Origin of the sequence: Bacillus sp. VT 712 (assembly GCF_001614195.1) — a bacterium.
Lineage (GTDB): Bacteria > Bacillota > Bacilli > Bacillales > Bacillaceae_H > Priestia > Priestia flexa.
In genome coordinates this window covers 68,493-91,931 of the sequence record NZ_LWBK01000020.1, presented here as the reverse complement: position 1 = coordinate 91,931, position 23,439 = coordinate 68,493, and the positions used below count along the sequence as shown (strand labels likewise).

23 protein-coding genes are annotated in these 23,439 nt (G+C 38.6%); 8 read left to right on the top strand and 15 right to left on the bottom strand.

Translation table 11 applies throughout. The annotated features are described in order from the left end of the window. Positions 1 to 249: 249 nt before the first annotated feature. The 3 genes from pyc to A2U94_RS11730 all read right to left on the bottom strand — a co-directional run bounded on the left by pyc (position 250) and on the right by A2U94_RS11730 (position 5,440). Complete coding sequence (gene pyc / locus A2U94_RS11740) at positions 250 to 3,693, bottom strand: pyruvate carboxylase (protein ID WP_025909105.1); 3,444 nt, start codon at positions 3,691 to 3,693, stop codon at positions 250 to 252. 141 nt (positions 3,694 to 3,834) lie between these two features. Next, on the bottom strand, positions 3,835 to 5,025 hold the full coding sequence (locus tag A2U94_RS11735) for an FtsW/RodA/SpoVE family cell cycle protein (RefSeq protein ID WP_025909106.1): 1,191 nt from the start codon (positions 5,023 to 5,025) through the stop codon (positions 3,835 to 3,837). Between the two features lie 148 nt (positions 5,026 to 5,173). Next, the gene (locus tag A2U94_RS11730; RefSeq protein ID WP_373688708.1) at positions 5,174 to 5,440 is read right to left on the bottom strand and encodes an Fpa/YlaN family protein; all 267 of its coding nucleotides are present in this window, start codon (positions 5,438 to 5,440) and stop codon (positions 5,174 to 5,176) included. Between the two features lie 274 nt (positions 5,441 to 5,714). Here A2U94_RS11730 and A2U94_RS11725 point away from each other — a divergent pair, with 274 nt between their 5' ends. Further along, the gene (locus A2U94_RS11725; RefSeq protein WP_025909108.1) at positions 5,715 to 6,212 is read left to right on the top strand and encodes a molybdopterin-binding protein; all 498 of its coding nucleotides are present in this window, start codon (positions 5,715 to 5,717) and stop codon (positions 6,210 to 6,212) included. 47 nt (positions 6,213 to 6,259) lie between these two features. Here the strand turns inward: A2U94_RS11725 and A2U94_RS11720 are convergent, their stop codons facing one another. Beyond that, positions 6,260 to 7,588 carry a PhoH family protein gene (locus A2U94_RS11720; protein ID WP_025909109.1) on the bottom strand — a complete coding sequence of 443 codons (1,329 nt, stop codon included), beginning with the start codon at positions 7,586 to 7,588 and terminating at the stop codon, positions 6,260 to 6,262. 217 nt (positions 7,589 to 7,805) lie between these two features. Between A2U94_RS11720 and A2U94_RS11715 the strand changes: the two genes are divergently transcribed. Then, positions 7,806 to 8,405, top strand: a complete 600-nt coding sequence (locus A2U94_RS11715; RefSeq protein ID WP_025909110.1) for a YhcN/YlaJ family sporulation lipoprotein — start codon at positions 7,806 to 7,808, stop codon at positions 8,403 to 8,405. A 23-nt stretch (positions 8,406 to 8,428) separates the two neighbouring features. Here A2U94_RS11715 and A2U94_RS11710 read toward each other — a convergent pair whose 3' ends face one another. After that, positions 8,429 to 8,884, bottom strand: a complete 456-nt coding sequence (locus A2U94_RS11710; RefSeq protein WP_025909111.1) for a PNPOx family protein — start codon at positions 8,882 to 8,884, stop codon at positions 8,429 to 8,431. A 184-nt stretch (positions 8,885 to 9,068) separates the two neighbouring features. Here A2U94_RS11710 and A2U94_RS11705 point away from each other — a divergent pair, with 184 nt between their 5' ends. Both A2U94_RS11705 and A2U94_RS11700 read left to right on the top strand, forming a co-directional pair. After that, positions 9,069 to 9,269, top strand: a complete 201-nt coding sequence (locus A2U94_RS11705; protein ID WP_025909112.1) for a YlaI family protein — start codon at positions 9,069 to 9,071, stop codon at positions 9,267 to 9,269. 2 nt (positions 9,270 to 9,271) lie between these two features. Further along, on the top strand, positions 9,272 to 9,703 hold the full coding sequence (locus tag A2U94_RS11700; protein WP_025909113.1) for a hypothetical protein: 432 nt from the start codon (positions 9,272 to 9,274) through the stop codon (positions 9,701 to 9,703). A 19-nt stretch (positions 9,704 to 9,722) separates the two neighbouring features. Here A2U94_RS11700 and A2U94_RS11695 read toward each other — a convergent pair whose 3' ends face one another. Together A2U94_RS11695 and typA are read right to left on the bottom strand one after the other, a co-directional pair. Further along, positions 9,723 to 10,040 carry a YlaH-like family protein gene (locus A2U94_RS11695; RefSeq protein ID WP_025909114.1) on the bottom strand — a complete coding sequence of 106 codons (318 nt, stop codon included), beginning with the start codon at positions 10,038 to 10,040 and terminating at the stop codon, positions 9,723 to 9,725. 161 nt (positions 10,041 to 10,201) lie between these two features. After that, positions 10,202 to 12,040 carry a translational GTPase TypA gene (gene typA / locus A2U94_RS11690; protein WP_025909115.1) on the bottom strand — a complete coding sequence of 613 codons (1,839 nt, stop codon included), beginning with the start codon at positions 12,038 to 12,040 and terminating at the stop codon, positions 10,202 to 10,204. 113 nt (positions 12,041 to 12,153) lie between these two features. Here typA and A2U94_RS11685 point away from each other — a divergent pair, with 113 nt between their 5' ends. Beyond that, on the top strand, positions 12,154 to 12,339 hold the full coding sequence (locus A2U94_RS11685; RefSeq protein ID WP_025909116.1) for a YlaF family protein: 186 nt from the start codon (positions 12,154 to 12,156) through the stop codon (positions 12,337 to 12,339). A gap of 354 nt (positions 12,340 to 12,693) precedes the next feature. Here the strand turns inward: A2U94_RS11685 and A2U94_RS11680 are convergent, their stop codons facing one another. Then, positions 12,694 to 13,497, bottom strand: coding sequence for an inositol monophosphatase family protein (locus A2U94_RS11680; protein ID WP_025909117.1), 804 nt, complete (start codon positions 13,495 to 13,497; stop codon positions 12,694 to 12,696). A gap of 161 nt (positions 13,498 to 13,658) precedes the next feature. Continuing rightward, positions 13,659 to 13,844 carry a YkzI domain-containing protein gene (locus A2U94_RS11675; protein WP_025909118.1) on the bottom strand — a complete coding sequence of 62 codons (186 nt, stop codon included), beginning with the start codon at positions 13,842 to 13,844 and terminating at the stop codon, positions 13,659 to 13,661. A gap of 262 nt (positions 13,845 to 14,106) precedes the next feature. Here A2U94_RS11675 and A2U94_RS11670 point away from each other — a divergent pair, with 262 nt between their 5' ends. Continuing rightward, positions 14,107 to 14,739: a YktB family protein gene (locus tag A2U94_RS11670; protein WP_025909119.1), complete on the top strand. Its 633-nt coding sequence runs from the start codon at positions 14,107 to 14,109 to the stop codon at positions 14,737 to 14,739. Positions 14,740 to 14,858: 119 nt separating this feature from the next. On the opposite strand, the gene A2U94_RS11665 is transcribed toward A2U94_RS11670, so the two are convergent. Then, positions 14,859 to 15,134: a UPF0223 family protein gene (locus A2U94_RS11665; RefSeq protein WP_025909120.1), complete on the bottom strand. Its 276-nt coding sequence runs from the start codon at positions 15,132 to 15,134 to the stop codon at positions 14,859 to 14,861. Between the two features lie 388 nt (positions 15,135 to 15,522). Here A2U94_RS11665 and A2U94_RS11660 point away from each other — a divergent pair, with 388 nt between their 5' ends. Beyond that, entirely contained in the window at positions 15,523 to 16,998 is a 1,476-nt protein-coding gene (locus A2U94_RS11660) for an aminotransferase class I/II-fold pyridoxal phosphate-dependent enzyme (RefSeq protein ID WP_025909121.1), read from the top strand. A gap of 38 nt (positions 16,999 to 17,036) precedes the next feature. Here the strand turns inward: A2U94_RS11660 and A2U94_RS20665 are convergent, their stop codons facing one another. After that, positions 17,037 to 17,162: a GapA-binding peptide SR1P gene (locus tag A2U94_RS20665; RefSeq protein ID WP_076513032.1), complete on the bottom strand. Its 126-nt coding sequence runs from the start codon at positions 17,160 to 17,162 to the stop codon at positions 17,037 to 17,039. A gap of 381 nt (positions 17,163 to 17,543) precedes the next feature. Further along, the gene (locus A2U94_RS11650; protein ID WP_025909122.1) at positions 17,544 to 18,560 is read right to left on the bottom strand and encodes a M23 family metallopeptidase; all 1,017 of its coding nucleotides are present in this window, start codon (positions 18,558 to 18,560) and stop codon (positions 17,544 to 17,546) included. Positions 18,561 to 18,730: 170 nt separating this feature from the next. On the opposite strand from A2U94_RS11650, the gene A2U94_RS11645 reads away from it, so the two are divergent. Beyond that, entirely contained in the window at positions 18,731 to 20,254 is a 1,524-nt protein-coding gene (locus A2U94_RS11645; protein WP_025909123.1) for a glycine betaine uptake BCCT transporter, read from the top strand. Between the two features lie 79 nt (positions 20,255 to 20,333). Here A2U94_RS11645 and A2U94_RS11640 read toward each other — a convergent pair whose 3' ends face one another. From A2U94_RS11640 to A2U94_RS11630, 3 genes are all read right to left on the bottom strand, one after another. After that, positions 20,334 to 20,576, bottom strand: coding sequence for a hypothetical protein (locus A2U94_RS11640; protein ID WP_025909124.1), 243 nt, complete (start codon positions 20,574 to 20,576; stop codon positions 20,334 to 20,336). Positions 20,577 to 20,680: 104 nt separating this feature from the next. Continuing rightward, on the bottom strand, positions 20,681 to 22,093 hold the full coding sequence (gene lpdA, locus A2U94_RS11635) for a dihydrolipoyl dehydrogenase (RefSeq protein WP_025909125.1): 1,413 nt from the start codon (positions 22,091 to 22,093) through the stop codon (positions 20,681 to 20,683). A 3-nt stretch (positions 22,094 to 22,096) separates the two neighbouring features. Then, positions 22,097 to 23,419, bottom strand: a complete 1,323-nt coding sequence (locus A2U94_RS11630; protein WP_025909126.1) for a dihydrolipoamide acetyltransferase family protein — start codon at positions 23,417 to 23,419, stop codon at positions 22,097 to 22,099. Between the last annotated feature and the right edge of the window lie 20 nt (positions 23,420 to 23,439).

Here is a 23,439-nt window from a genome sequence, read left to right as displayed (position 1 = left end):
GATAGAAAAGGCGATATCGTTTTCTTGTAATTTCATTTCTAATTCTAAAGGTAAAATTAATTGATTCATGTTATAATCTTTAAACATAAGGACCCTTCTTTCTGGTTGAATTTGTTGTGGTGACTATATTTTATCAGAAGTGGTCCTTATTTTTATGGAAAAAATAAAACAAAGCCGTGAAATTTTACTCATCGTAAAATTTCACGGCTTTTTTCATCTCAGAGGAGGGTTTTGTCCCAGCCTCTTTTTTTAGCTTTCGAATTCAACAAGTAAGTCTCCAGGTTGAATAGCATCTCCGCTTCCTACATGAATATTTTTCACAACACCATCAAATGGTGCCTGCACCGTTGTTTCCATTTTCATTGCTTCTGTAATCATGAGATGATCACCTTTTGATACTTTATCGCCTTTTTCAACGATAACGCGAATGACCGTTCCAGGCATAGACGCTCCAATTTGATTTGGATTTGTTAGATCTGCCTTCATCTTTGATACAACCGTCGTCTTCACGCTTTCGTCTTTAATGACTACTTCACGAGGCTGACCATTTAGTTCAAAGTAAATTGTACGATTACCGTCAGCTTGTGCTTCTCCAATTGATACAAGGCGAACGATTAACGTCTTCCCTTTTTCAATCTCAATTTCAGCTTCTTCTCCAAGACGCATTCCATATAAGAAAGTAGCCGTATCAAGTACCGAAATGTCACCATATTGCTCAACCGCTTTGTGATAATCCATAAATACTTTTGGATATAAAGCATATGCCAAGGCATCAAAGCTTGTAACTTGACGTCCTAACTCGTGGAATAGCTTTTCCTTAAGAGCATTAAAATCAACATCTTCTAACAGCTCACCCGGACGCACCGTAATTGGCTTTTTACCTTTTAAAATAATTCGTTGAAGCTTTTCAGGGAATCCACCGTGTGGTTGACCTAAATAGCCCTCAAATAGTTCAATAACTGAATCAGGGAAGTCTAATGATTCACCACGTTCAAATAGCGTTTCTTCCGTTAAATTGTTTTGAACCATAAACAGCGCCATGTCCCCTACCACTTTGGAAGAAGGCGTTACTTTGACAATGTCACCAAATAACTCATTCACACGTGAATACATGTCTTTTACTTCATCCCAGCGGTTTCCAAGACCAACTGCTTTCGCCTGCTGTTGAAGGTTGCTATATTGACCACCCGGCATTTCATGAACATAAACTTCCGTATGCGGAGCATTCATGCCACTTTCAAAGTCTTGGTAGTACTTGCGTACATCTTCCCAATAGTAAGATAGCTGTTCAAGGTTTTGAATGTCCAGCTTCGGCTTACGCTCGGTCCCTTCTAAAGCATAATATAATGAATTGGCGCTTGGTTGCGACGTTAAGCCTGCCATTGCGCTTACTGCTACGTCCACAATATCAACGCCTGCTTCAATTGCTTTGGCATATGTTAGAATACCGTTTCCGCTTGTATCATGCGTATGAAGATGAATTGGAATATCCACCGTTTCTTTTAATGCAGACACTAAGTCATAAGCAGCTTGAGGCTTTAATAATCCTGCCATATCCTTGATTCCTAAAATATGTGCCCCGGATTGCTCTAATTCTTTCGCAAGGTTTTTGTAGTACGTTAAGTCATATTTGCGGCGAGATGGATCTAAAATATCTCCCGTATAGCACATTGCTGCTTCGGCAATCTTACCTGTTTGTCGTACGGAATCAATGGCTAACGTCATACCCTCAACCCAGTTTAAGCTATCAAAAATTCGGAACACGTCAATTCCAGCATATGCTGATTTCTCAACAAATTCTTTAATTACGTTATCCGGATAGTTTTTATACCCTACGGCGTTTGATGCACGAAGAAGCATTTGGAATAAGACATTTGGCGCCTCTTGGCGTAGCGTTAACAAACGATCCCAAGGATCTTCTTTCAAAAAGCGATACGCTACATCAAACGTCGCTCCTCCCCACATTTCAAGAGAAAACAAATCCGGTAATAGTCTTGCTGTTGGATTAGCAATTTGTTTTAAATCGTTCGTACGTACACGCGTTGCTAGTAAAGACTGATGCCCATCTCGGAATGTTGTGTCTGTTAAAAGAACTTCTTTACGCTCTTTTACCCAGTTAACAAGCCCTTCAGCACCCTGTTCATCTAAAATTTGCTTCGTTCCATTTGGCACTGGCGTTGATAAATCTAGCTGAGGAACGCGAGGTTTTGTGAAAATTGGTTTTTTCTTTTCAGCTACCCCAGGGAAACCATTAACCGTTACGTTTCCAATGTATGTTAGCATTTTAGTACCACGGTCTTTACGCTTAGGAAATACAAATAGCTCTGGCGTAGTATCGATAAAGGACGTATCATACGCTCCCGTTAAGAACTTTTCATGCTTTACCACGTTCTCAAGGAACGGAATGTTTGTTTTAATACCACGAATTCGAAATTCTTTTAAGTTACGAACCATTTTGGACGCCGCTTGATCAAACGTTAAGGCCCACGTTGTTACTTTTACAAGAAGAGAATCATAGTAAGGCGTGATGACTGCTCCTTGGAAGCTGTTGCCCGTGTCAAGACGCACGCCAAAGCCACCGCCTGAACGGTACGCCATAATCTTACCCGTATCTGGCATAAAGTTGTTTAGTGGATCTTCTGTTGTTACACGAGATTGAATAGCATAACCATGCGTGATAATCTCTTCTTGCTTCGGTATTGCAACAACATTACTATGAAGGTCATAGCCATCCGCAATTAGAATTTGAGATTGAACGATATCAACACCTGTAATCATTTCTGTAATTGTGTGCTCCACCTGTACGCGAGGGTTTACTTCAATAAAGTAAAACTCTTTACCTGATACTAAGAACTCTACAGTACCCGCATTTATGTAGTTTACATTATCCATCAGCTGTACCGCAGCATCACAAATTTGATCACGCAGCTCTTCGCTTAGCGACAAGCTTGGTGCAACTTCTACTACCTTTTGGTGACGACGCTGTACTGAACAATCACGCTCATACAAATGAACAACATTTCCACTGTGATCCCCTAAAATTTGAACTTCAATATGCTTTGGGTTTTCAACAAGCTTTTCGACATATACCTCGTCGCTTCCAAAGGCTGCTTTTGCTTCAGACTTAGCACGTTCATACGATTCCGCTAGGCTTGCTTCATTGCGAACGACGCGCATGCCACGACCGCCTCCACCTAACGCCGCTTTAATCATGAGGGGGTACCCGTGCTGTGCAGCAAATTCTTTTGCTTCATCTAATGAATCAATTGGTCCATCCGTTCCTGGAATGACAGGGATATTAGCTTGAATTGCTTGATGACGAGCTTTTACTTTATCTCCAAACATATCTAAATGCTTAGACTTTGGCCCAATAAAAATAATGCCCTCTTCTTCACAACGTTTCGCAAATTGGATATTTTCTGACAAAAAACCATAGCCAGGGTGTATTGCGTCAACATCATGTAGCTTTGCCGTTTTAATAATATCTTCGATGTCTAAATATGCATCGATTGGTTTTTTGCCCACACCAACCAAATACGCTTCATCTGCTTTGTATCGATGATAGGAACCTGCATCTTCTTTTGAATAAATTGCCACCGTTCGAATATTTAGCTCCGTACAAGCTCGAAATACTCGAATTGCGATTTCTCCACGATTTGCAACTAGTACTTTTTTTATTTTTTTAGTTACCAGACTCACATCGAATTCTCCCTTCAATCTTTATATAAACTTCAATATATAGCAAAATTGGATAAAAGAAAAGCAAAAATGAACGGAAAGTTATAAATTAACCGTTCATTTTTGCTTTTTTGAGATGATATATATACCCGAATGTTAAGATAAGTCAGGATTAGCATTATTCGGATAAGAAACCACGTTATTCGCTTTTTTGCTACTTTTTTCTTGATAGTTCACAAAGAACGAAATATTAACAACAATCCCCATGGCAATCATTAAACTTAGCAGTGATGATCCACCGTAACTAATAAACGGAAGCGTTACGCCGGTAATCGGAATAAGACCGGTTAAGCCACCCAGATTAATAAACGCTTGAATTCCAAGCATGGTCGCTACACCTATGCAAATAAGGCTAGCAAAAGGGTCCTTTGAGCGTTTGGCAAGTGTCAGAATGCGATAGATTAAAAAGCCTAGTAAACCTAAAACGAGAAATACGCCAAAGAATCCAAGTTCTTCTGCAATAACCGCCATAATAAAGTCGGTATGTGACTCTGGAAGATAGCCATACTTCTGCACGCTTTCACCAAGTCCAAGCCCTTTTAACCCTCCAGAACCGATAGCTAAGTAAGAGTTTACAAGCTGATATCCTTCACCTTGTGCGTATTTAAAAGGATCCGATGCTCCTGTAAAACGTCCGATACGATTTTCAGTCACTTGCCCTGTTAATACACCAATCGTTCCCATAATGGTCAGCATGACAAGCCCTAATAAAATAAGCTTAAAAAATGTTTTTCGAGATATTCCCGAGCATAGCATGATTGCAACTGCTATCATTAAAATAATGAGGCCTGTCCCAAGGTCTGGTTGAATCGCTACGAATATAAAGATACCCATTGTTAACCCAATTGGCCCAATAAAAGCACGCTTAATATCATTTATGTATTCTTGACGTTTTCCTAACACAAGCGCTAAATATAAAATAACCGTTAACTTTGCAAACTCAGCGGGCTGCAAGCTTGCTCCAGCTAACTTTAGCCAACTTTGAGCGCCTCCTGCCGTATGCCCCATTAAAAACACAAGCCCTAAAAGACCAAATGTACCAAGTACAGCTATAGGTAACAGCTTTTGATATAGCTTGTACGGGAATAAAATGGTTGCTAAAAATACGAATCCAGCAATGATAAGCCAACCTTTTTGTTTGCCATAGAAAAAATCGCTATCCTGCCCATACCGCGTAATACTCGTAATCATGCTGGAGCTATATACCATTACAAGGCCAATTGTACAAAGCAACGCAATGGTAATAATGATAGAATAATCATAGTGCTTAAAGATTTTTTTTAGCATAAACCTCTTCCTTTAAACGTTAATAAGTGATGCCTTTACTCATTTTACTATACATTATCTACTTTCGCTTTTCTCACGTAAGAATGTAAACGAGCTGTAACAAAAAACTCAAACTATCCATCTAATAGTTTGAGTTTCACCGTGTGTGTTATTTTTTTGTAAATGCTTCATGCAGTGCAGAAAGTTCACGCTCAAGTCGATCTAGCAATGTTTTTCCGACATGCTCATCAATTAAATTTAAACGAACTGCAAAATCAATTTCTCTTGATAAACCAAACATTTGTGTATCTAAAACCTCTTCGTAAAGAGGACATTGTGGCATTGTTAAGTTATCCATTTGAACTTGAATTAATTGCAAAATCTTATCTGCATCAGCTTTTAACAATGCATAAGCTTTTTCACGATGATCTATCATTGTCTCAGGCGTCAAACTCAATCCCTCCGTTTCCGAGCGATTACCTAATCTATCTTTTAATAGTAAGGTTTTACTCGTAAAAAAGCAAGAACTAACATGCATGTCATCAGACCTACGAATTCTCTTACAAATTACGTGTACTATTCATCGCAACTCTCGCTTTATTAATATAGATTTATTATAGCACATTCTATTTTAGTACTTCTACCAAAATCCTGAGTATGGATGACAAATTACAAGAAAGCGCTTATACTTTTACCAAGGAGGCGTTTTTATGAATTCAATTATTTCGCTACATGGGAAAGTGCGTTACCCCCTCACGTTAGATCCTGGAGTTTGGATTTTTGATGATCGAAAAGTAGACTTAACTACTTTTTTTGATACTGAGGTCGAAAACGTAGATGAAAATGAACAATATACGAAGACTGTTTCAAAACATTGGGATCGAGAAATCCAAGAAGGTGCCGTATTCCCACCAACTTTAAAAACAGAAAAGAAATACGAAAAACAAAAGCTATTGAACGGTACGTTCGGTATCTCCTTTGCTCCTTTTTTAAAGAACGCTGAGCCTCTAGAAGAGGCAACCGCAGTTACGCTTGTAACAGCTAATGAATCCGTTAGCTACTCATTAGAAGAGGCTAAAACGCTTATTTTTGGCTTTAGTAAAAACGGAAAACCTTTAACTGAAGATGGACCTGTACACGTTTATGAATGTGATGGCTCTAACCGTGACAAGCCGCTTACGTACTTAAAAGAAATTATTATTACATAATGAACGAGCGCGCAGAGAAGAAAAGCTGCGCGCTCATTTTTTTCCACTTATAAAATATCAGCAGCTAGCTGTGCGAGACCTGAACGCTCTCCTTTAACAAGCCTTACATGACCTGATATTTTCTGTTCTTTAAATTTTTCAACTACATATGTTAACCCATTATTGTATTCATCAAGATATGGATGATCTATTTGAGCAGGGTCACCCATTAACACAATTTTACTCTTTTCACCAACGCGCGTTAAAATGGTTTTAACCTCATGCTTTGTTAAGTTTTGTGCTTCGTCAATGATGATAAATTGTTCTGGTATACTTCTTCCCCTAATATAGGTAAGGGCTTCTACCTCAATTGAACTAAGGCCTGCTAGGATAGCATCCAGTTCCCCAGGTTTTTTTGTGTTAAATAAATATTCTAAATTATCATAAATTGGCTGCATCCATGGTCGAAGCTTTTCTTGCTTTTCACCCGGTAAAAACCCTAAGTCTTTTCCTACCGGTACAATTGGCCGTGCAACCAACAACTTCTTAAAGCAGCCCAAGTCTTCCGTTTGCATTAAACCCGATGCTAAAGCTAATAAGGTTTTACCCGTTCCAGCTTTTCCGATGAGCGTGACAAGCTGGACATCGTCTCGTAAGAGCAGTTCGAGCGCCATAATTTGTTGAACATTTCGCGGCTTAATTCCCCAAATATGGTCATATTCAAAGAGAAGCTTTTTTACTTTTGTAGCGGTCTGATCGACGATTCCAATAGCAGAACCTGAACCTCCAAATGCATCTTTCATAACGAGAAATTGATTTGGGAAAAATGGATGATTTGCGATCTGAGAAGTGAGAATTTCACCGTTTTCATAAAAATGATTTAACACTTCTCTTGGGATATATACTTCCACAAATCCCGTATATATACTGTTAAATTCGACAACACGATCGCTTAAAAAATCCTCTGCTTTCAAACCGATAGCATCAGCCTTCACGCGTACCAATACATCTTTACTAACAAGAATGACTTCACGGCCGTCTTCCTTGGTTTCCTCTTCGAGCGACAAATTTTTTGCGACCGCTAAAATACGATTATCATTCGTTTTCTCTACAAAAATCTCTTGTAATTGATGAAACGAACGGTGATTGAGCTCGATCCGTAAATGTCCACCATTTTCCAAAGGGATTTTCTCATGTAATTTACCGTGTTGACGCAAGTTATCAATGAGCTTTGATACTTGTCTCGCATTCCTTCCAACCTCATCCATATTTCTCTTTTTCGAATCTACTTCTTCTAATACTACAGCTGGTATTACAACTTCATTATCATCAAATGAAAAGATTGAATGCGGATCTTGCAATAACACATTTGTATCTAAAACGTAGATTTTTCCCAACAATTCAGCCTCCTACTCCATTTGGTTTCCAGTTAAGGAGTGTAACAAGGAATCCATTCACTTTTATCTTATGTAAACCGCACGCGTGAAGTTCGAGTAAATGGACGGACCATTTGCTTTAAATATATGAACATATGCATAAAGATAGAAGAACTATTGAAAACTAAACACAAATTGCTACAAAAAATGAGCCATTACCAAAGGAGGTATCTCCCCAATGAAAAAAGGATTACTTATTGCTAGCTTAGCTTGTTTTACAATAGCAGGTTGTAACAATAATCAATCCCAGATTGAAGAAGGACAAAAAACAGACCGCATCGTTCAGGTGAAAAACTCAACGCCTGAAACTGAAACAAAACTCTCTGCTAGGCAAATTTCTCAGCATCTTGTAAGCTTAGCAACAAGCGCTCCAAACGTAAATGATGCTACTGCTATTGTGTTAGGAAAATATGCAATCGTTGGTATTGATGTAAATAACGAAATTGATCGCTCCGAAGTAAGTTCGATTAAGTATACGGTAGCAGAAAGCCTAAAAGCAGACCCATACGGAGCAAATTCCGTTGTCATTGCTGATCCTGATACCGTAACGCGCTTAAAAGAAATTGCGAGAGAAATCAGACGTGGTCGACCAGTTACAGGCTTTTTAGATGAGCTTGCTGCCATCGTAAACCGCGTCATGCCAGAAGTAGCGGAAGAGATTCGCCGCAACCCAGAACCTACCAAAACAAATGATGAAAAGTTAAACAATGAGGAGCAGCAACAATTACGAGACAAGCAAGAAAAACAATCAAATGGTCACCTTCAAAAGAACGAATAAAGAATAGACAAGCTTAGTTCACGCTAAGCTTGTTTTAATGCGCTCATTACCTGTTTATCTAATTTAGAAGCAGCTACTGGATCATATGTTTTTTCATAAGTCGGATTGGTAGAGATTTTAGATCCATAGAACATAACGTCTCTTACTTCTTTTATGCTTACTTCAATCAGCGTCAGCTTAATTGGAACGTTTTCCATTCTCTCTTTGACAACAATTGCACTGCCTTTAATCGCATAGCAAGATTCATTTGCAATCAAATTCACAACAACATCTTTACACTGCGAAATGTCTTTAACCATTCGGGATTTGCTTGCGACAGCAAAACGGATGATTTGATTGGTTGGAGCATAAATCCATGAAATGGCACTCACATTTGGTCCTTTTGTTTCATAATCAACGGTTGAAATTGTTACAAAACGTTCTGCTTGTAGCTCTTCGTACAGTGCTTCGACTAAACTGGATTCAACTTCATTTGCCATTTATATCCCTCCTCCCGTTTATGTATACTTACTTGTTTTCTAGACAAAGAATCTGTTTACCTGCTTACTTTTCCTTGTTTTCAAAACTTTTACATTGTTTAAATAACGACTAAATACATTTTACAACTTTATAAACAATGCACTTTGGGCTAGAATGTTGTATAGAGAAAACGAGGTGAGATAGATGAGAGTAAAATGTGTCCTATGTGATAAAATTGAATCAATTGAGGATGAAACGCTTGTAGCAAAAAGACTTCGTAATCGTCCTATACATACATATATGTGCAATGAATGCTCAGAACGTATTGAAGAGCGTACAAAAGAACGAATTGCTACCGGAAACTTTAAGCTATATCAATCCAAGCAGACGGAGGAGGACTGGTAAGCATGATTTATAAAGGAATGGTTGTAGGAGTAATAAGTGGCACTGTGCTAGGTTTGGTCTTAAAATGGCTGGAGCAGCTGATGTCTAAAAAGGTTTATACACTCTTATTAAACGTCGATTTCATTCCCATTATAGGAGACATCAAATGGCCTGAATGGGTGGAGTTTGTGTTTCACCTAGTCATTGCAGTCATTATAGGGATTGTTTTTATGTGGATACAAAATCGATTTCGTCACTTATCGTCAGGTAGCATGCTTGTTATAGCCTTTCTCTTAACTTTACCTACCATTCCTTTATATTTCCCTCTTACAGCTTTAGCCATTAAAGCTACCCCGCGTATCGATGACATGGGGGCTTTCTTCTATTGGACGGCGGGACATATTCTTTTTGCCCTGTCTTTATGGATAGGTAGCTTCATTTATAAAAGCCGCTAAGATTTATCCTTAGCGGCTTTTACATATTTATCGTTGAATCTTCTTTTTTGGATTGATAAAGCCTAATCTTATAAATAATTAAAATAAGCGCTGCCACAACTAACCCTTCTGCTACCGGCAAAAAGATACCTAAAAACGTAAGCACAGTACAGCCGAACCCTAGGAACAGATAAATAATAATGGATTTTAAAAGCGGCAATTTTTTCGCAAACCCCAGCTTATATACAACAATTGACAGCAATAAAATTGTAAGATAAAGCATCCACATTCCGACATCCGAGTTTTTATCAACACGATATAGAGCTGCAAAAAAAGACAGACGATCTTCTACGTTCACCCTATGTTTCCTCCTTTATGTAATCCCACTGACTTCTCTCTTATGAAGTAGGCTTCTTTTTACTTATCAACATATACAATATTCGACAATGAGCTTCCTTTTACCTCTATAAAAAACAAAAAAGTTGCTAGAGCATAGCGCTTTAGCAACTTCTTTACTGCTTATTTCATATCAGCATATTTTTTCTTTTTCGCGATTTTTTCACGCTCGTTTTTATCTAGAATCTTTTTACGTAAACGAATCGATTCTGGCGTAATTTCGCAATACTCGTCATCGTTTAAGTATTCAAGAGATTGTTCTAGAGACATGATACGCGGCTTTTTCATACCTGTTGTTTGGTCTTTGTTAGCTGAACGCATGTTTGTCATTTGTTTCATTTTACAAATGTTAACAACAAGATCATTTTCACGCGTATGCTCACCAACGATCATTCCTTCATACACTTCCGTACCAGGCTCTAAGAAGATTGTACCGCGGTCTTCTACACCTTGGATTCCGTAAGTCGATGATTTTCCTGTCTCCATTGATACAAGCACACCTTGACGACGTCCGCCTACTTGACCAGCTTGCATTGGCTGATAGCTATCAAATGAGTGGTTGATGATACCAAAACCACGAGTTAATGATAAGAACTCTGTTGTATATCCAATTAATCCACGAGCCGGCACCATGAAAATAAGGCGAACTTGACCGTTTCCATTGTTGATCATATCAACCATTTCACCTTTACGAGCACCCATAGATTCCATAATAGAACCAGTATGCTCTTCTGGCACGTCAATTTGAACGCGCTCTACAGGCTCACAGCGTACACCGTCAATTTCACGTACGATTACTTCTGGTTTTGACACCTGAATTTCATAGCCTTCACGACGCATATTTTCAATTAAGATAGATAAGTGAAGCTCACCGCGTCCTGATACAACCCATACGTCAGGAGAATCAGTGTTTTCAACACGAAGACTTACGTCTGTTTCAAGTTCAGACATTAAGCGCTCTTCAATTTTACGAGATGTAACAAACTTACCTTCACGTCCTGCAAATGGTGAATTGTTTACTAGGAACGTCATTTGTAATGTTGGCTCATCGATACGTAATACAGGAAGTGCTTCTTGGTGTTCTGACGGACAAACCGTTTCACCCACGTTAATGTCTTCCATTCCTGATACGGCAATTAGGTCTCCTGCTTTTGCTTCTTCGATTTCTACACGCTTTAGCCCTAAGAAACCGAACATCTTCGTTACGCGGAATTGCTTAACTGAACCGTCAAGCTTCATTAAAGCAACTTGCTGTCCTACTTTCATTGTTCCGCGGAACACGCGTCCCACTCCAATACGACCAACGTAATCGTTATAGTCAAGCATTGCTACTTGGAATTGAAGCGGTTCTTCACTGTTGTCAATTGGTGCTGGAATGTGCTCAATAATAGAATCAAATAATGCTTCCATGTTGTCATCTTGCTTCTCAGGATCTACGCTTGCAGTTCCGTTGATTGCTGATGCGTATACAACCGGGAATTCAATTTGCTCTTCTGTTGCACCTAACTCAATAAATAAGTCAATTACTTCATCAACAACTTCAGTTGGACGAGCAAAGTCACGGTCAATTTTGTTTACAACAACGATTGGTGTTAACTTTTGTTCTAAAGCTTTCTTTAATACAAAACGTGTTTGAGGCATACAACCTTCATATGCGTCAACAACAAGTAGAACACCATCTACCATTTTCATAATACGTTCAACTTCTCCACCGAAGTCGGCATGTCCTGGCGTATCCATGATATTGATACGCGTATCTTTATAATTAATAGCTGTATTTTTAGCTAAAATTGTAATTCCACGCTCACGCTCTAGGTCATTTGAGTCCATCGCACGCTCTTCCACGTGCTCGTTTGTACGGAAAGTTCCGGACTGATGTAATAATTTATCTACTAACGTTGTTTTCCCATGGTCTACATGGGCAATAATGGCAATATTACGTAAATCTTTACGAATGTTCACGCATTTCACTCCTATGCTTGTAATAACTAAGCTATTATATCACACTAAATCTAGAATTGCTGAATGATTTTGTTGTACACTATACTTATTGAATAAATTTGGGAGGAATCAACATGAAAAACATTAAGTGGGTATTTGTTTTATATGCAATGCTAGCAACTTTTTCAATTATGGCAATTGGTATATTTATCGGGGAAGGAAGCGCTACCGGTGTTATTGGATCCATCGTTGCCCTCGTTGCAATTATGGGCTTCGGATTCACAACAAAAAAGAAAATGAGAGAAAAAAATCAACTGTAATTTTTTTCTGAAATAGCACAAAAACGAAACGAGGTTGAGACATAAGTGTTTCAGTCAATGATCTATCCGAACCATTGAGAGTTAACGACTCTTTTATAGTTCGGATTTTTTCTTGATTGGGAAACCAATTTTAGAGAATTAGTGGAATGGAGCGTAAGACACGTGACTCCTGCGGGAGATAGAGGAAAGGCTGAGACCCCGCAGCGTAGCGAGGAGGCTCAGATTCCTTCCCGCGGAAAGCGAGTGTCTGTAGCGCAATGGAACGAACCGGTTAGTATAACCTAACGACTTTAAAAAAGGCATCATTCGTCCTTTAGAAAGGAACATTTTGTTTTGTCCCAGACTCGTCTTTTTTCAGCCTTTATACTTAGAAAGATACGTAGACAAAATTTCTTCGTGTAAACCTGGCTTGGCAACGAATACGCTGCTTCTGTCTAAAATATCTAAAGGCTTCCCTTCTAAGTCTGTTACGACGCCTCCAAGCTCTTCAATTAAAACTTTCCCTGCCGCAAAGTCCCACGGTGCTAAGCGCATCGTAATATAAGCATCTAACCTTCCTGCTGCAACATATGCAAGCTCAATGGCTGCGGACCCATATGACCTTGTTCCTCTCACACGCGTTACTAGAGGTGAAAGCACCGATGGATCAATTCTTCTATTTTCCGTTACCCACGTTGCGTTTAAGCTGACAATAGACTCTTCAATGCTAACTTGCTTTAAAGGTGGCAGCTGTTGGTCATTAATATATGCTCCCTTCCCTTTTCTAGCATGGTACAGCTCATCATGTACAACATCATATATGAATCCAGCTTGTCCAACTCCATTTTCAAAAATACCTACGGAAATAGCAAAATTTCGCTGTTGATGAACAAAGTTCATTGTTCCATCAATTGGATCAATTACCCAAATAACACCTTCAGATGTTTCAATTTTTTCGCCATACCCTTCTTCACCTAAAATCCGGTGGCCTGGAAATACTTCTTTAATCTTTGAAATAAAGAACTGTTCAATATCTTTATCCATATTGGTTACTAAATCGTTAGGGTTTGATTTTGTTTCAATCACGAGCTCTCTACTAAAAGAAGCTTTAATTCGATCACCTGCTTCTTTAATCCATTGCTTTGCATATGTATCAACCTGATTCCAAAAATCCCTCATTTAGTGTTCCCCCTTTTTTGAAAGTCCTGTATTAAGCTTAAAAAAACGACTGCAAGATGTCAATTCACAGAACAAAGGAGAGAAGTATTTACGCTTCTCTCCATTCCCTTTACTCTTATATTCACCAGTTTTTTCTACTCTCATTCCAGCATCAGCTATCTTTATTGCAAGGAGATCATTTCTTGGCGAAGCTTCTCTAACTTTTGCTTGCACTGATTCTTTTTCTCTTCGTTATTTTCAACCATTGCTTCATACAGCGTAGCTAATTCGTAATCAAGCTCTAATCGAATAACTCCTAGTCTCTTTTGCCCATCATTCTTCTTATACATATTCACCACTTGTTTCATTGATGAAACACCCCTCTCAATAATAATGAATGGTCCTCAAAACGGCTTCAATAAAACTAAATTTTCAGAATTTTTTCGGTTAGAATAGTCTATGTTGAAGCTCAATTTCATGTAACTAAATTGTGTGATTACCTATAAAAAAATGATAGACGTGTTTTTGACAAGCATATGCGAATAAATTGGTGATTATGCCCTTTCTATGGTAAAATTACTACGAAATACGAGATGAATTATCTATTATTGGATATTGGAGGTATTGAATTTGTTTGAAGGATTTTCAGAAGCTGATTTTAACGTATTTACAATAGATGGTTTAGATGAACGAATGGAAGCAATAAAAACACAAATTCGTCCTAAATTCGAAGAGTTAAGCACGCACTTTGCTCCTACACTTTCCTCATTAGTGGGCGATGAAATCTTTGTCCATGTAGCAAAACATGCGCGTAGAACGGTAAATCCACCAAAAGATACATGGGTAGCATTTGCTACTAACAAGCGTGGCTATAAGATGTTACCTCACTTCCAAATTGGTCTTTGGGGCACTCACGTTTTCGTTTGGTTTGCGGTTATTTATGAAGCACCGATTAAATCAGCGTACGGCAAAATACTAGCCGACCAGATAGACCACATTAAAGAGCAAATTCCTCAATCATTCGTTTGGTCAAAAGACCATACAAAACCTGCTGTCGAAAAAATGAGTTCCTTATCTACCACAGAACTTAAGGGATTATTTGAACGATTAGAACATGTTAAAAAAGCAGAGATTTTATGCGGAATTAATGTATCAAAAGAAGAAGCAGTTAAGATGACTGGCCAACAATGGATTGATTTAATTGATGATACATTTAAGACATTAGCTCCTTTATATGAACTTAGTAAAAAAGCGCACGCGTAAAAAGAGATGCTAAGAGATAAATATTTCAGCCACTAATATATCCGGACTATCAAAAGTTAACTACTTTTGATAGTCCGGATATTTTTTGTTGGTTCGGAAAACATGTTAAAGAATTTTCTTTACTTTTTCATGCGAATAATGTCACCAGATTGGCCAGCTTTTGCTTGTTGAATTGTTCGATAGGATGAATACCCACTTTGATCTTCAAAGTCATTGCAAATTGTTTTTTCTTCTGCTTTGCTTGGAACAATTTCTTTAAAACGACGATAGATACCCATTAGCTGTTCGCGCTCAATTCCTTTTTCATAAGCTTTTTCAATGCTTTCAAAAAATTTAACCACATCAATGATTTCTTCTGTACTCCAATCAAGGGAGATAGGATATTGATATTCCATCTAACTCCTCCGCTCACTTTTTATGTATTTGTTCTAAGACTTTCAAGTAATACTTTATCATATGAATTCAGCTTCACAAAACTTTATCGCTACGCGTAAGTTTAGATTGATTTCTTATAATGCGAATATGTTTAAAAAATCCCTTTGCAAACATATTAATAAGTGCTATAATTCATTTGTTTTATTGAATACATAACGAAGAAACTGTATGAAATTACATTTCTTCTTATTGTTTTTATTTTTATAAAACAGTTTACATGTCATGCACATTTAATCAGTGGAGAATGAATCTTCACTGATTCTTAGTTATAGCAATATAGCGCACGGGAGACCTTCGTACAAAAGCTGGCTCCGCTCATTATTTTTATTAAAGAGGTGTTTAGCAAAGTTGACTTCTCAATTCTCAACTCCATTATTCACAGGGTTAGTGGAACATGCAAAAAAAAATCCCATTCAGTTTCATATTCCTGGTCATAAAAAAGGAAATGGCATGGACCCTGAATTTAAAGATTTTATTGGCGACAACGCACTTTCAATTGATTTGATTAACATTGGACCACTTGATGATTTACATCAGCCAAAAGGTATTATTAAAGAAGCTCAGGACTTAGCTGCTGAAGCGTTCGGAGCAGATCATACTTTCTTTTCTGTCCAAGGAACAAGCGGGGCTATTATGGCAATGGTCATGACAACTTGTGGGCCTGGAGATAAAATCATCGTTCCTAGAAACGTTCATAAATCCGTTATGAGCGCCGTTGTCTTTTCTGGAGCTACGCCTGTTTTCATTCATCCTGAAATCGATGAAAACCTCGGTATTTCTCATGGAATTACGACTGATGCAGTTGAAAAAGCGCTAGCTCAGCATCCTGATGCAAAAGCGGTACTCGTTATTAATCCTACCTACTTTGGAATTTCAGGTGACTTACGTAAAATTGTTGAAGTTGCTCACTCTTATAGGGTACCTGTTTTGGTTGATGAGGCTCATGGTGTTCATATTCATTTTCACGATGAATTACCGCTATCAGCTATGCAAGCAGGCGCAGACATGGCCGCTACAAGTGTTCATAAGCTTGGGGGATCAATGACTCAAAGCTCTATTTTAAACGTTCGCGAAGGGCTTGTATCGCCACAGCGTGTTCAAGCAATCCTAAGTATGTTAACAACAACATCTACATCATATGTGCTACTAGCTTCTTTGGACGTAGCTCGTAAGCGATTAGCCACAGAAGGCGAAAAATTAGCTAATCAAGCGATTGCACTGGCTGAATATGCTCGTACAGAGCTTAACAAGATTGAGCATATTCACTGTATTGGTCGAGAGATTTTAGGGACAAAAGCAACGTACGACCTAGATCCTACAAAGCTTATTATTTCCGTATCAGACCTTGGTATTACAGGATATGACGTAGAGAAGTGGCTGCGCGAGACGTACAATATTGAAGTGGAAATGTCTGATTTATATAATGTTTTATGTATTGTAACACCAGGAGATAGTAAGGAAGACATCGATTGCTTACTTACCGCTTTACAGCAGCTGTCAAGAGAAGTTCATCACTTAGCTGAAAAAGCAACAAAACCAGCTATTTTACTACCTGATATTCCAGTCTTAGCAGTTACTCCTCGCGATGCTTTTTATGCTGAAACCGAAGTTGTGCCATTTCATGAATCAGCTGGCCGAATTATCGCTGAGTTTGTAATGGTATACCCACCGGGAATTCCAATCTTTATTCCTGGAGAAATTATTACGGAAGAGAATCTGAGTTATATTCAAACAAACCTAGAAGCTGGTCTACCCGTTCAAGGACCGGAAGATTTTGAGTTAAAAACATTACGTGTAATTAAAGAACATAAAGCAATTCAATAACAAAAAGGTGCGCTATAATGCGCACCTTTTTCTATTTATTAGTCTAAATCTTCATGGACTGCTTGACATTCTCCCTCTTTACATTTTGAATATAGCCGCGTCACTTTCTCATCTTCAAAATGTTCAATTGTGCAGTTGCAAGTTTGACATACAATAGTTCCCATGTGTAACTCCCCTTTGGTTTCAAAGATTTTTGAAAGCGTTTTATTCTTCTTGATATTATAATAGTATGTAACATTTATTCTGTCAATACTAAAATAGTATGTCACATTTAATTTTTCGCCCGCCTTTTTTCGACATTCAAACGTAAAAAAGAGTTTGGGATATAACAAAATGATTGCTTCTAAAAGACGAACACTAGCTGTTCCCATCTCTTTAGTTTGTCTGAACACATTCGTTCCATTGCGCTACGCTCCATTCCACCCTGTTTCCAAACTGGTTTTTCCCAATCAAAAAAAACCTGAGCGATTAAAAGTTGTGAACTCTCAATTGTTCAGGTATAGTAGGGGCTGAACTACTTATGTCTCAATCTCTTATAGGATGAGCTATTCGTTATTATTCAGTTGGCTAATTAATACATCTTTAACGTCTTCTTGTGATAACCCTTTCCAAAACAGGGTACCGTTAATCAACAAGTCTACATGCAAATGTAATTCTGTATTATCTTTTTGCACCTCTCCGCTTGTACCAGAATTTCCAACGTAGCCGATTAGCGTATCTTTTGTAATAGTATCACCCACGTTTAACTCTTCATCGACTTGATCTAGATGAGCAAATCGCGCCTGCATGCCATTGTCATACTGAATCCATACTTGTCTACCACGTAGCTTATCCAGGATATAAGCAGGAGTCTTTTGAACCTCTTTACAATATGCTAAATCTTTGTTTCGTTGCTCCACGGATTCATACGGCTTATAATTATGATCCACTCGTACCACTTTGCCTTTTCCCATTCCATACACTTCAGTTTCTTTATTGACAACTACGCCCGCTGAGTATGTATACCAGTCTAACCCTTCATGGAAACCATGGCGATATGTACGATCAGCTCCTGGCAAATGAGATGGAAACGTATCAGCTTTAGCGTTTTCTAGTGGTGGTGTTAACCCACTCATATACTGCATCACTTCTTCTCTTGTAAACTGCTTAGTACTAACTGCTTGAGCTGCTTCTTCGCTTGATTGAGATGACTTTAAAATAGCATACGCTGCTTTAAGTTTAACGTAGCTAGGTTCTTGTTTTTCTAAGAACGATGCTGATATAAACGCTCGATTGTTTTGAATGAAAAAATCTTGTTCAGCGAGTGGAAAAAGTTCATTATTAATTTGGACGACGGGAACATTTTCAATAAACATATAAACGTTATCCGCGACAACAAGCTGAAGCTGACGGTCGACCGGGCTGTATGTAGAATCATAAGCCGCCGATTGAATCGTCATATCTAAATAGGCCTTTCCTTCCCTGTATACATATCCTGCTTTTTCTTCCGTGCTTAACTTCATAAATAAAAAAGCGGTACATGCCATTAAAACAACTGCCGTAAGCCACACTCTTTTTTTCATACGGACTCCCCTTTCTATTATTACGTCATTTTGTCCTCTTTGACATTGTCTTAAACGAAAGATGAATCGTACTGCACGAGGAAAGTGTAAAAATGGTTTCATGTATAGTAAAAAAGGTTAAAAGAGAAACTGTACATAAGAGGTTTTTTCACGAAAGGAGTGCGAGCTAATTGAAAAAGCTGACGCCAGTGTTTCTGTTTTCTGTGATTATTGCGGCTTTGTTTATTATTTGGGGAGTCATTCCAGAAAGCACGCTAGGAAATGCCGCTTTAACGCCTGTTACCAGTGCTATTCATCAATTTATTATTGAAAAATTCGGTTGGTATTACCTATTAGCCGCTACCCTATTTTTAGGCTTTACACTATTTTTAATTTTTTCACGGTATGGAAATATCAAATTAGGTAAGACAGAGGATGAACCTCAATATAGTTATATATCCTGGTTTGCCATGCTGTTTAGTGCAGGGATGGGGATCGGTTTAGTATTCTGGGGCGCTTCTGAACCTATTAACCATTTTCATACCCCACCTTCTGGAGATGGAAATACAGCAGAAGCCGCTCGAGCAGCAATGCGATATTCTTTTTTTCATTGGGGATTACATCCTTGGGCTATTTATTCAGTGCTTGCTTTGGCACTTGCGTACTTTCAATTTCGTAAGGGATATCCTTTTGTAATTAGCAATATTTTACGTCCTCTTTTAGGTAAGCGCGTAGACGGAGGGTTAGGTACTCTTGTTAACGTTATCTCCGTGTTTGCAACTGTGTTTGGCGTAGCCACATCACTTGGGTTAGGAGCCATTCAGATTACAGGTGGAATGGCTTACTTATCTCCAGCCATTGATAACAACTTTACTACACAGCTAATCGTCATTATTATTGTTACGGTACTATTTATGTTATCCGCTCAAACGGGTCTTAATAAAGGAATTAAATATTTAAGTAACATTAATATCCTATTAGCTATTCTTTTAATGCTTTTCTTACTATTTGCGGGTCCTACAAACTTTATAATGGACTTATTCGTCACAACAATCGGGTCTTACATTCAGTATTTACCATCTATGAGCTTCCGATTAAGTCCGTTTGATAACAACACGTGGGTTCAGGACTGGACGATTTTCTACTGGGCTTGGTGGATTGCTTGGGCTCCATTTGTTGGAACTTTTATAGCTCGCATTTCTCGCGGACGTACGATTCGAGAGTTTTTAATTGGTGTGTTAGCCGTCCCAACAATATTTGGTGGCCTATGGTTTTCTGTATTCGGTGGATCAGCCATTCATTTAGACTTCTTTAAAAACATACCAGTTATGGATGTCATTAACGAGCGAGGCTCAGAAGTAGCTCTGTTTTATGTATTAGAACAATTTCCATTAGGAACGGTTATGTCAATTATCGCTATTTGCTTGATTGCTACCTTCTTTATTACATCAGCCGACTCTGCAACATTTGTTCTCGGCATGCAAACGACGAATGGTGACTTAAACCCGTCAAATTCTGTGAAGTTTATTTGGGGTATGATTCAAACTTTAACTGCGGTTATCCTGCTTTGGACTGGTGGATTAGATGCGCTTCAGACAGCCGCCATTATTGCAGCATTACCATTTTCAATCGTACTGGTACTCACGGTCTTCTCACTCATCAAATCGTTTAGAGAAGAATTAAAAAAAGCAGATGTACATCCTAAAAAAATTTAAGAAAAGAAGCATTCCCGTTTTCGGAATGCTTCTTTTACTATGTTATAATTTCACATTAAACGAAATAGTCCTTTTATTATCATCTAATAAATAAAAAAATGACGGTGTAGCCTAGAAAAAAAACAAAGAGCGAGCTACACGTCACAAAGAACGCTTTTTTCTTCGAGTGTACATTCATTTTAGCAATTCCATATGCTAAATAGGCAAATACAAAGAAAAGAATAATTTTTGCTGTTAATTCATCACGTTTTGATAAAAGCTCAACTGTCGCATAGCCGCTCCAAATCATAAGCTGCAAGCTGTACAAAAAAGGTTTAACCATCGCTCATTCCTCACTTTTATAACGGCACTTACATCACTTATATGCAGCTTGACCACGTTTTACAACAAAAAAGCTCATGCCGGAGGCACGAGCTTTTTCATCTATTATTTTACAATGTGAATTGGGCTTCCGATTGCTACTTCAGCTGCTTCCATTGTAATCTCACCTAATGTTGGGTGAGCGTGAATTGTTAATGCAATATCTTCAGCAGTCATACCGCTCTCGATTGCAAGACCAAGTTCAGCGATCATGTCAGATGCACTTGGACCAGCAATTTGAGCACCGATTACAACGCCATCTTCTTTACGAGTGATTAGCTTTAAGAATCCTTCTGCAGCGTTAAGTGCAAGTGCACGTCCGTTAGCTGCGAATGGGAATTTAGAAGCTTGAATTGCTAAACCTTCTTCTTTCGCTTGTGCTTCTGTGTAACCCACGCTCGCAAGCTCAGGCTCAGAGAATACAACAGCTGGAATTCCTAAGTAATCAATTTCAGCTGGTTCACCAGCGATTGCTTCAGCAGCAATTTTACCTTCGTATGAAGCTTTGTGTGCAAGTGGTGGTCCAGAAACGATATCACCGATTGCATAGATGTTGCTTACAGATGTACGGCATTGTTTGTCAGTTTCGATTACACCGCGGTCAGTCATTTTTACGCCAACTTGCTCAAGACCAAGCTCGTCAGTGTTTGGACGACGACCAACTGTTACTAATACGTAATCAGCTTCAACTGTTTTTGCTTCTCCACCAACTTCAAACGTTACTTTAACGCCATCAGCAGTTTCTTCTACACCTTTAGCCATAGCTTTAGTGAAGATTTCAACGTTTCCTTTTTTCTTAAGGTTACGTTTTACAAGAGAGCTCATTTGTTTTTCGAAACCAGCTAAGATTTCATCAGCTGCTTCAACAAATGTTACTTCAGTTCCGAAATTAGCATAAGCAGTACCAAGCTCAGTACCGATGTAACCTCCACCGATTACAACTAATTTTTTAGGAACTTCTTTAAGCGCTAATGCACCTGTAGAGTTGATTACGCGCTCAGAGAATTTGAATCCTGGAATCTCGATTGGACGAGAACCAGTTGCAAGAATTGCGTTTTTGAACTTGTACGTTTGTGCAGAATTTTCATCCATTACACGTACAGTTTCGCTATCCACGAAGTAAGCTTCACCTTTTACGATATCTACTTTGTTACCTTTAAGTAAACCTTCAACACCGCCAGTAAGTTTGTTTACTACGCCGTTTTTGAACTCTTGAACTTTTGTGAAGTCAACAGTTACATTTTCAGCAAAAATACCCATATCTTCTGAGTGTTTTGCTTCTTCAAAACGGTGACCTGCTGCGATTAATGCTTTTGAAGGAATACAACCAACGTTTAAGCACACACCACCAAGGTTACCTTTTTCAACGATTGTTACTTTTTGTCCTAGTTGAGCTGCACGAATTGCTGCAACGTAACCACCAGGGCCAGCACCAATGACAAGAGTATCAGTTTCGATTGGGAAATCTCCTACTACCATTTATTACGCCTCCATTAATAATAATTCTGGATCATTTAATAAACGCTTGATTTGGTTAAGAGCGTTTTGAGCTGTTGCACCATCAATGATACGGTGGTCAAAGCTTAGAGATAATGCTAATACTGGAGCAATTACAATTTCACCGTCACGTACAACTGGTTTTTCAGCAATGCGTCCGATACCTAGAATTGCAACTTCTGGGTGGTTAATTACTGGAGTGAACCATTGTCCACCAGCAGAACCGATGTTTGTGATTGTACAAGAAGCGCCTTTCATTTCAGCAGGAGCTAATTTACCTTCACGTGCTTTTCCAGCAAGGTCATTAATTTGGTCAGAAATCTCAAATACAGACTTGCGGTCAGCATTTTTCACTACAGGTACTAAAAGACCTTTTTCAGTATCAGCCGCGATACCGATGTTGTAGTAGTGTTTTTGGATTACTTCATCAGTAGAATCATCAATAGATGTGTTAAGAGCTGGGAACTTCTTAAGTGCAGAAGTTAATGCTTTAACAACATAAGGTAAGAATGTTAATTTAATACCTTGGTCAGCTGCTACTGATTTGAACTTCTTACGGTGTGCAACAAGTGCTGTAACATCAATTTCGTCCATTAATGTTACGTGAGGAGCCGTTTGCTTAGAGTTAACCATTGCTTTTGCAATTGCACGACGAATACCGCTCATTTTCTCACGAGTTTCTGGTAAGTCACCTTCTGGAATTGCTGTAGCTGTAGCTTTTGGTGCTGCCTCAGTTGCCGCTGGAGCCTCTTCAGTTGCTGTTGAAGCTGCTGCAGTTGAACTACCAGATAAGAAGCTATCGATGTCTTCTTTTACGATACGGCCGTTTTTAGCTGATCCTGGAACTGCTTTAATGTCTACGCCTTTTTCACGAGCATATTTACGAACTGAAGGCATAGCAATAACTTTGCGGTTTGGATCTACTTCAGCTTGTGGTTGCGCGCTAGCTGCTGCTTTTTCTACGTCTTGTCCAGCTTCAGCTGTTGCTTGAACTTGCTCTTCTTCTTTTGGAGCTTCTTGTTTTGGCGCGTCGTCATGATCGTCGCCTTTGAATTTTAGATCTTCGTAACCAGGAGCATCAAAAGTTACGATAACTTGACCTACAGTTGCTACTGTACCTTCGTCAACCTTAACTTCTAATACTTTACCTTTTACAGGAGATGGGATTTCAACAACAGCTTTGTCGTTTTGTACTTCGGCAAGTACATCATCCTCATCGATTTCATCTCCAGCTTTTACGAACCATTTTACGATTTCACCTTCGTGGATACCTTCACCGATATCCGGCAGTTTAAATTCAAATGCCACGTGTCTTCAACCTCCTAGTT

Excerpts from the sequence above, each read along its gene's own strand:
- A2U94_RS11650 (WP_025909122.1), bottom strand. The coding sequence starts at position 18,560 with ATGAAAAAAAGAGTGTGGCTTACGGCAGTTGTTTTAATGGCATGTACC.
- A2U94_RS11725 (WP_025909108.1), top strand. The coding sequence starts at position 5,715 with ATGAATTCAATTATTTCGCTACATGGGAAAGTGCGTTACCCCCTCACG.
- A2U94_RS11665 (WP_025909120.1), bottom strand. The coding sequence starts at position 15,134 with ATGGAATATCAATATCCTATCTCCCTTGATTGGAGTACAGAAGAAATC.
- A2U94_RS11685 (WP_025909116.1), top strand. The coding sequence starts at position 12,154 with ATGAAAAACATTAAGTGGGTATTTGTTTTATATGCAATGCTAGCAACT.
- A2U94_RS11705 (WP_025909112.1), top strand. The coding sequence starts at position 9,069 with ATGAGAGTAAAATGTGTCCTATGTGATAAAATTGAATCAATTGAGGAT.
- lpdA (WP_025909125.1), bottom strand. The coding sequence starts at position 22,093 with ATGGTAGTAGGAGATTTCCCAATCGAAACTGATACTCTTGTCATTGGT.
- A2U94_RS11715 (WP_025909110.1), top strand. The coding sequence starts at position 7,806 with ATGAAAAAAGGATTACTTATTGCTAGCTTAGCTTGTTTTACAATAGCA.
- A2U94_RS11735 (WP_025909106.1), bottom strand. The coding sequence starts at position 5,025 with ATGCTAAAAAAAATCTTTAAGCACTATGATTATTCTATCATTATTACC.
- A2U94_RS11680 (WP_025909117.1), bottom strand. The coding sequence starts at position 13,497 with ATGAGGGATTTTTGGAATCAGGTTGATACATATGCAAAGCAATGGATT.
- A2U94_RS20665 (WP_076513032.1), bottom strand. The coding sequence starts at position 17,162 with ATGGGAACTATTGTATGTCAAACTTGCAACTGCACAATTGAACATTTT.
- A2U94_RS11675 (WP_025909118.1), bottom strand. The coding sequence starts at position 13,844 with ATGAAACAAGTGGTGAATATGTATAAGAAGAATGATGGGCAAAAGAGA.
- A2U94_RS11710 (WP_025909111.1), bottom strand. The coding sequence starts at position 8,884 with ATGGCAAATGAAGTTGAATCCAGTTTAGTCGAAGCACTGTACGAAGAG.
- A2U94_RS11640 (WP_025909124.1), bottom strand. The coding sequence starts at position 20,576 with ATGGTTAAACCTTTTTTGTACAGCTTGCAGCTTATGATTTGGAGCGGC.
- A2U94_RS11730 (WP_373688708.1), bottom strand. The coding sequence starts at position 5,440 with ATGATAGATCATCGTGAAAAAGCTTATGCATTGTTAAAAGCTGATGCA.
- A2U94_RS11700 (WP_025909113.1), top strand. The coding sequence starts at position 9,272 with ATGATTTATAAAGGAATGGTTGTAGGAGTAATAAGTGGCACTGTGCTA.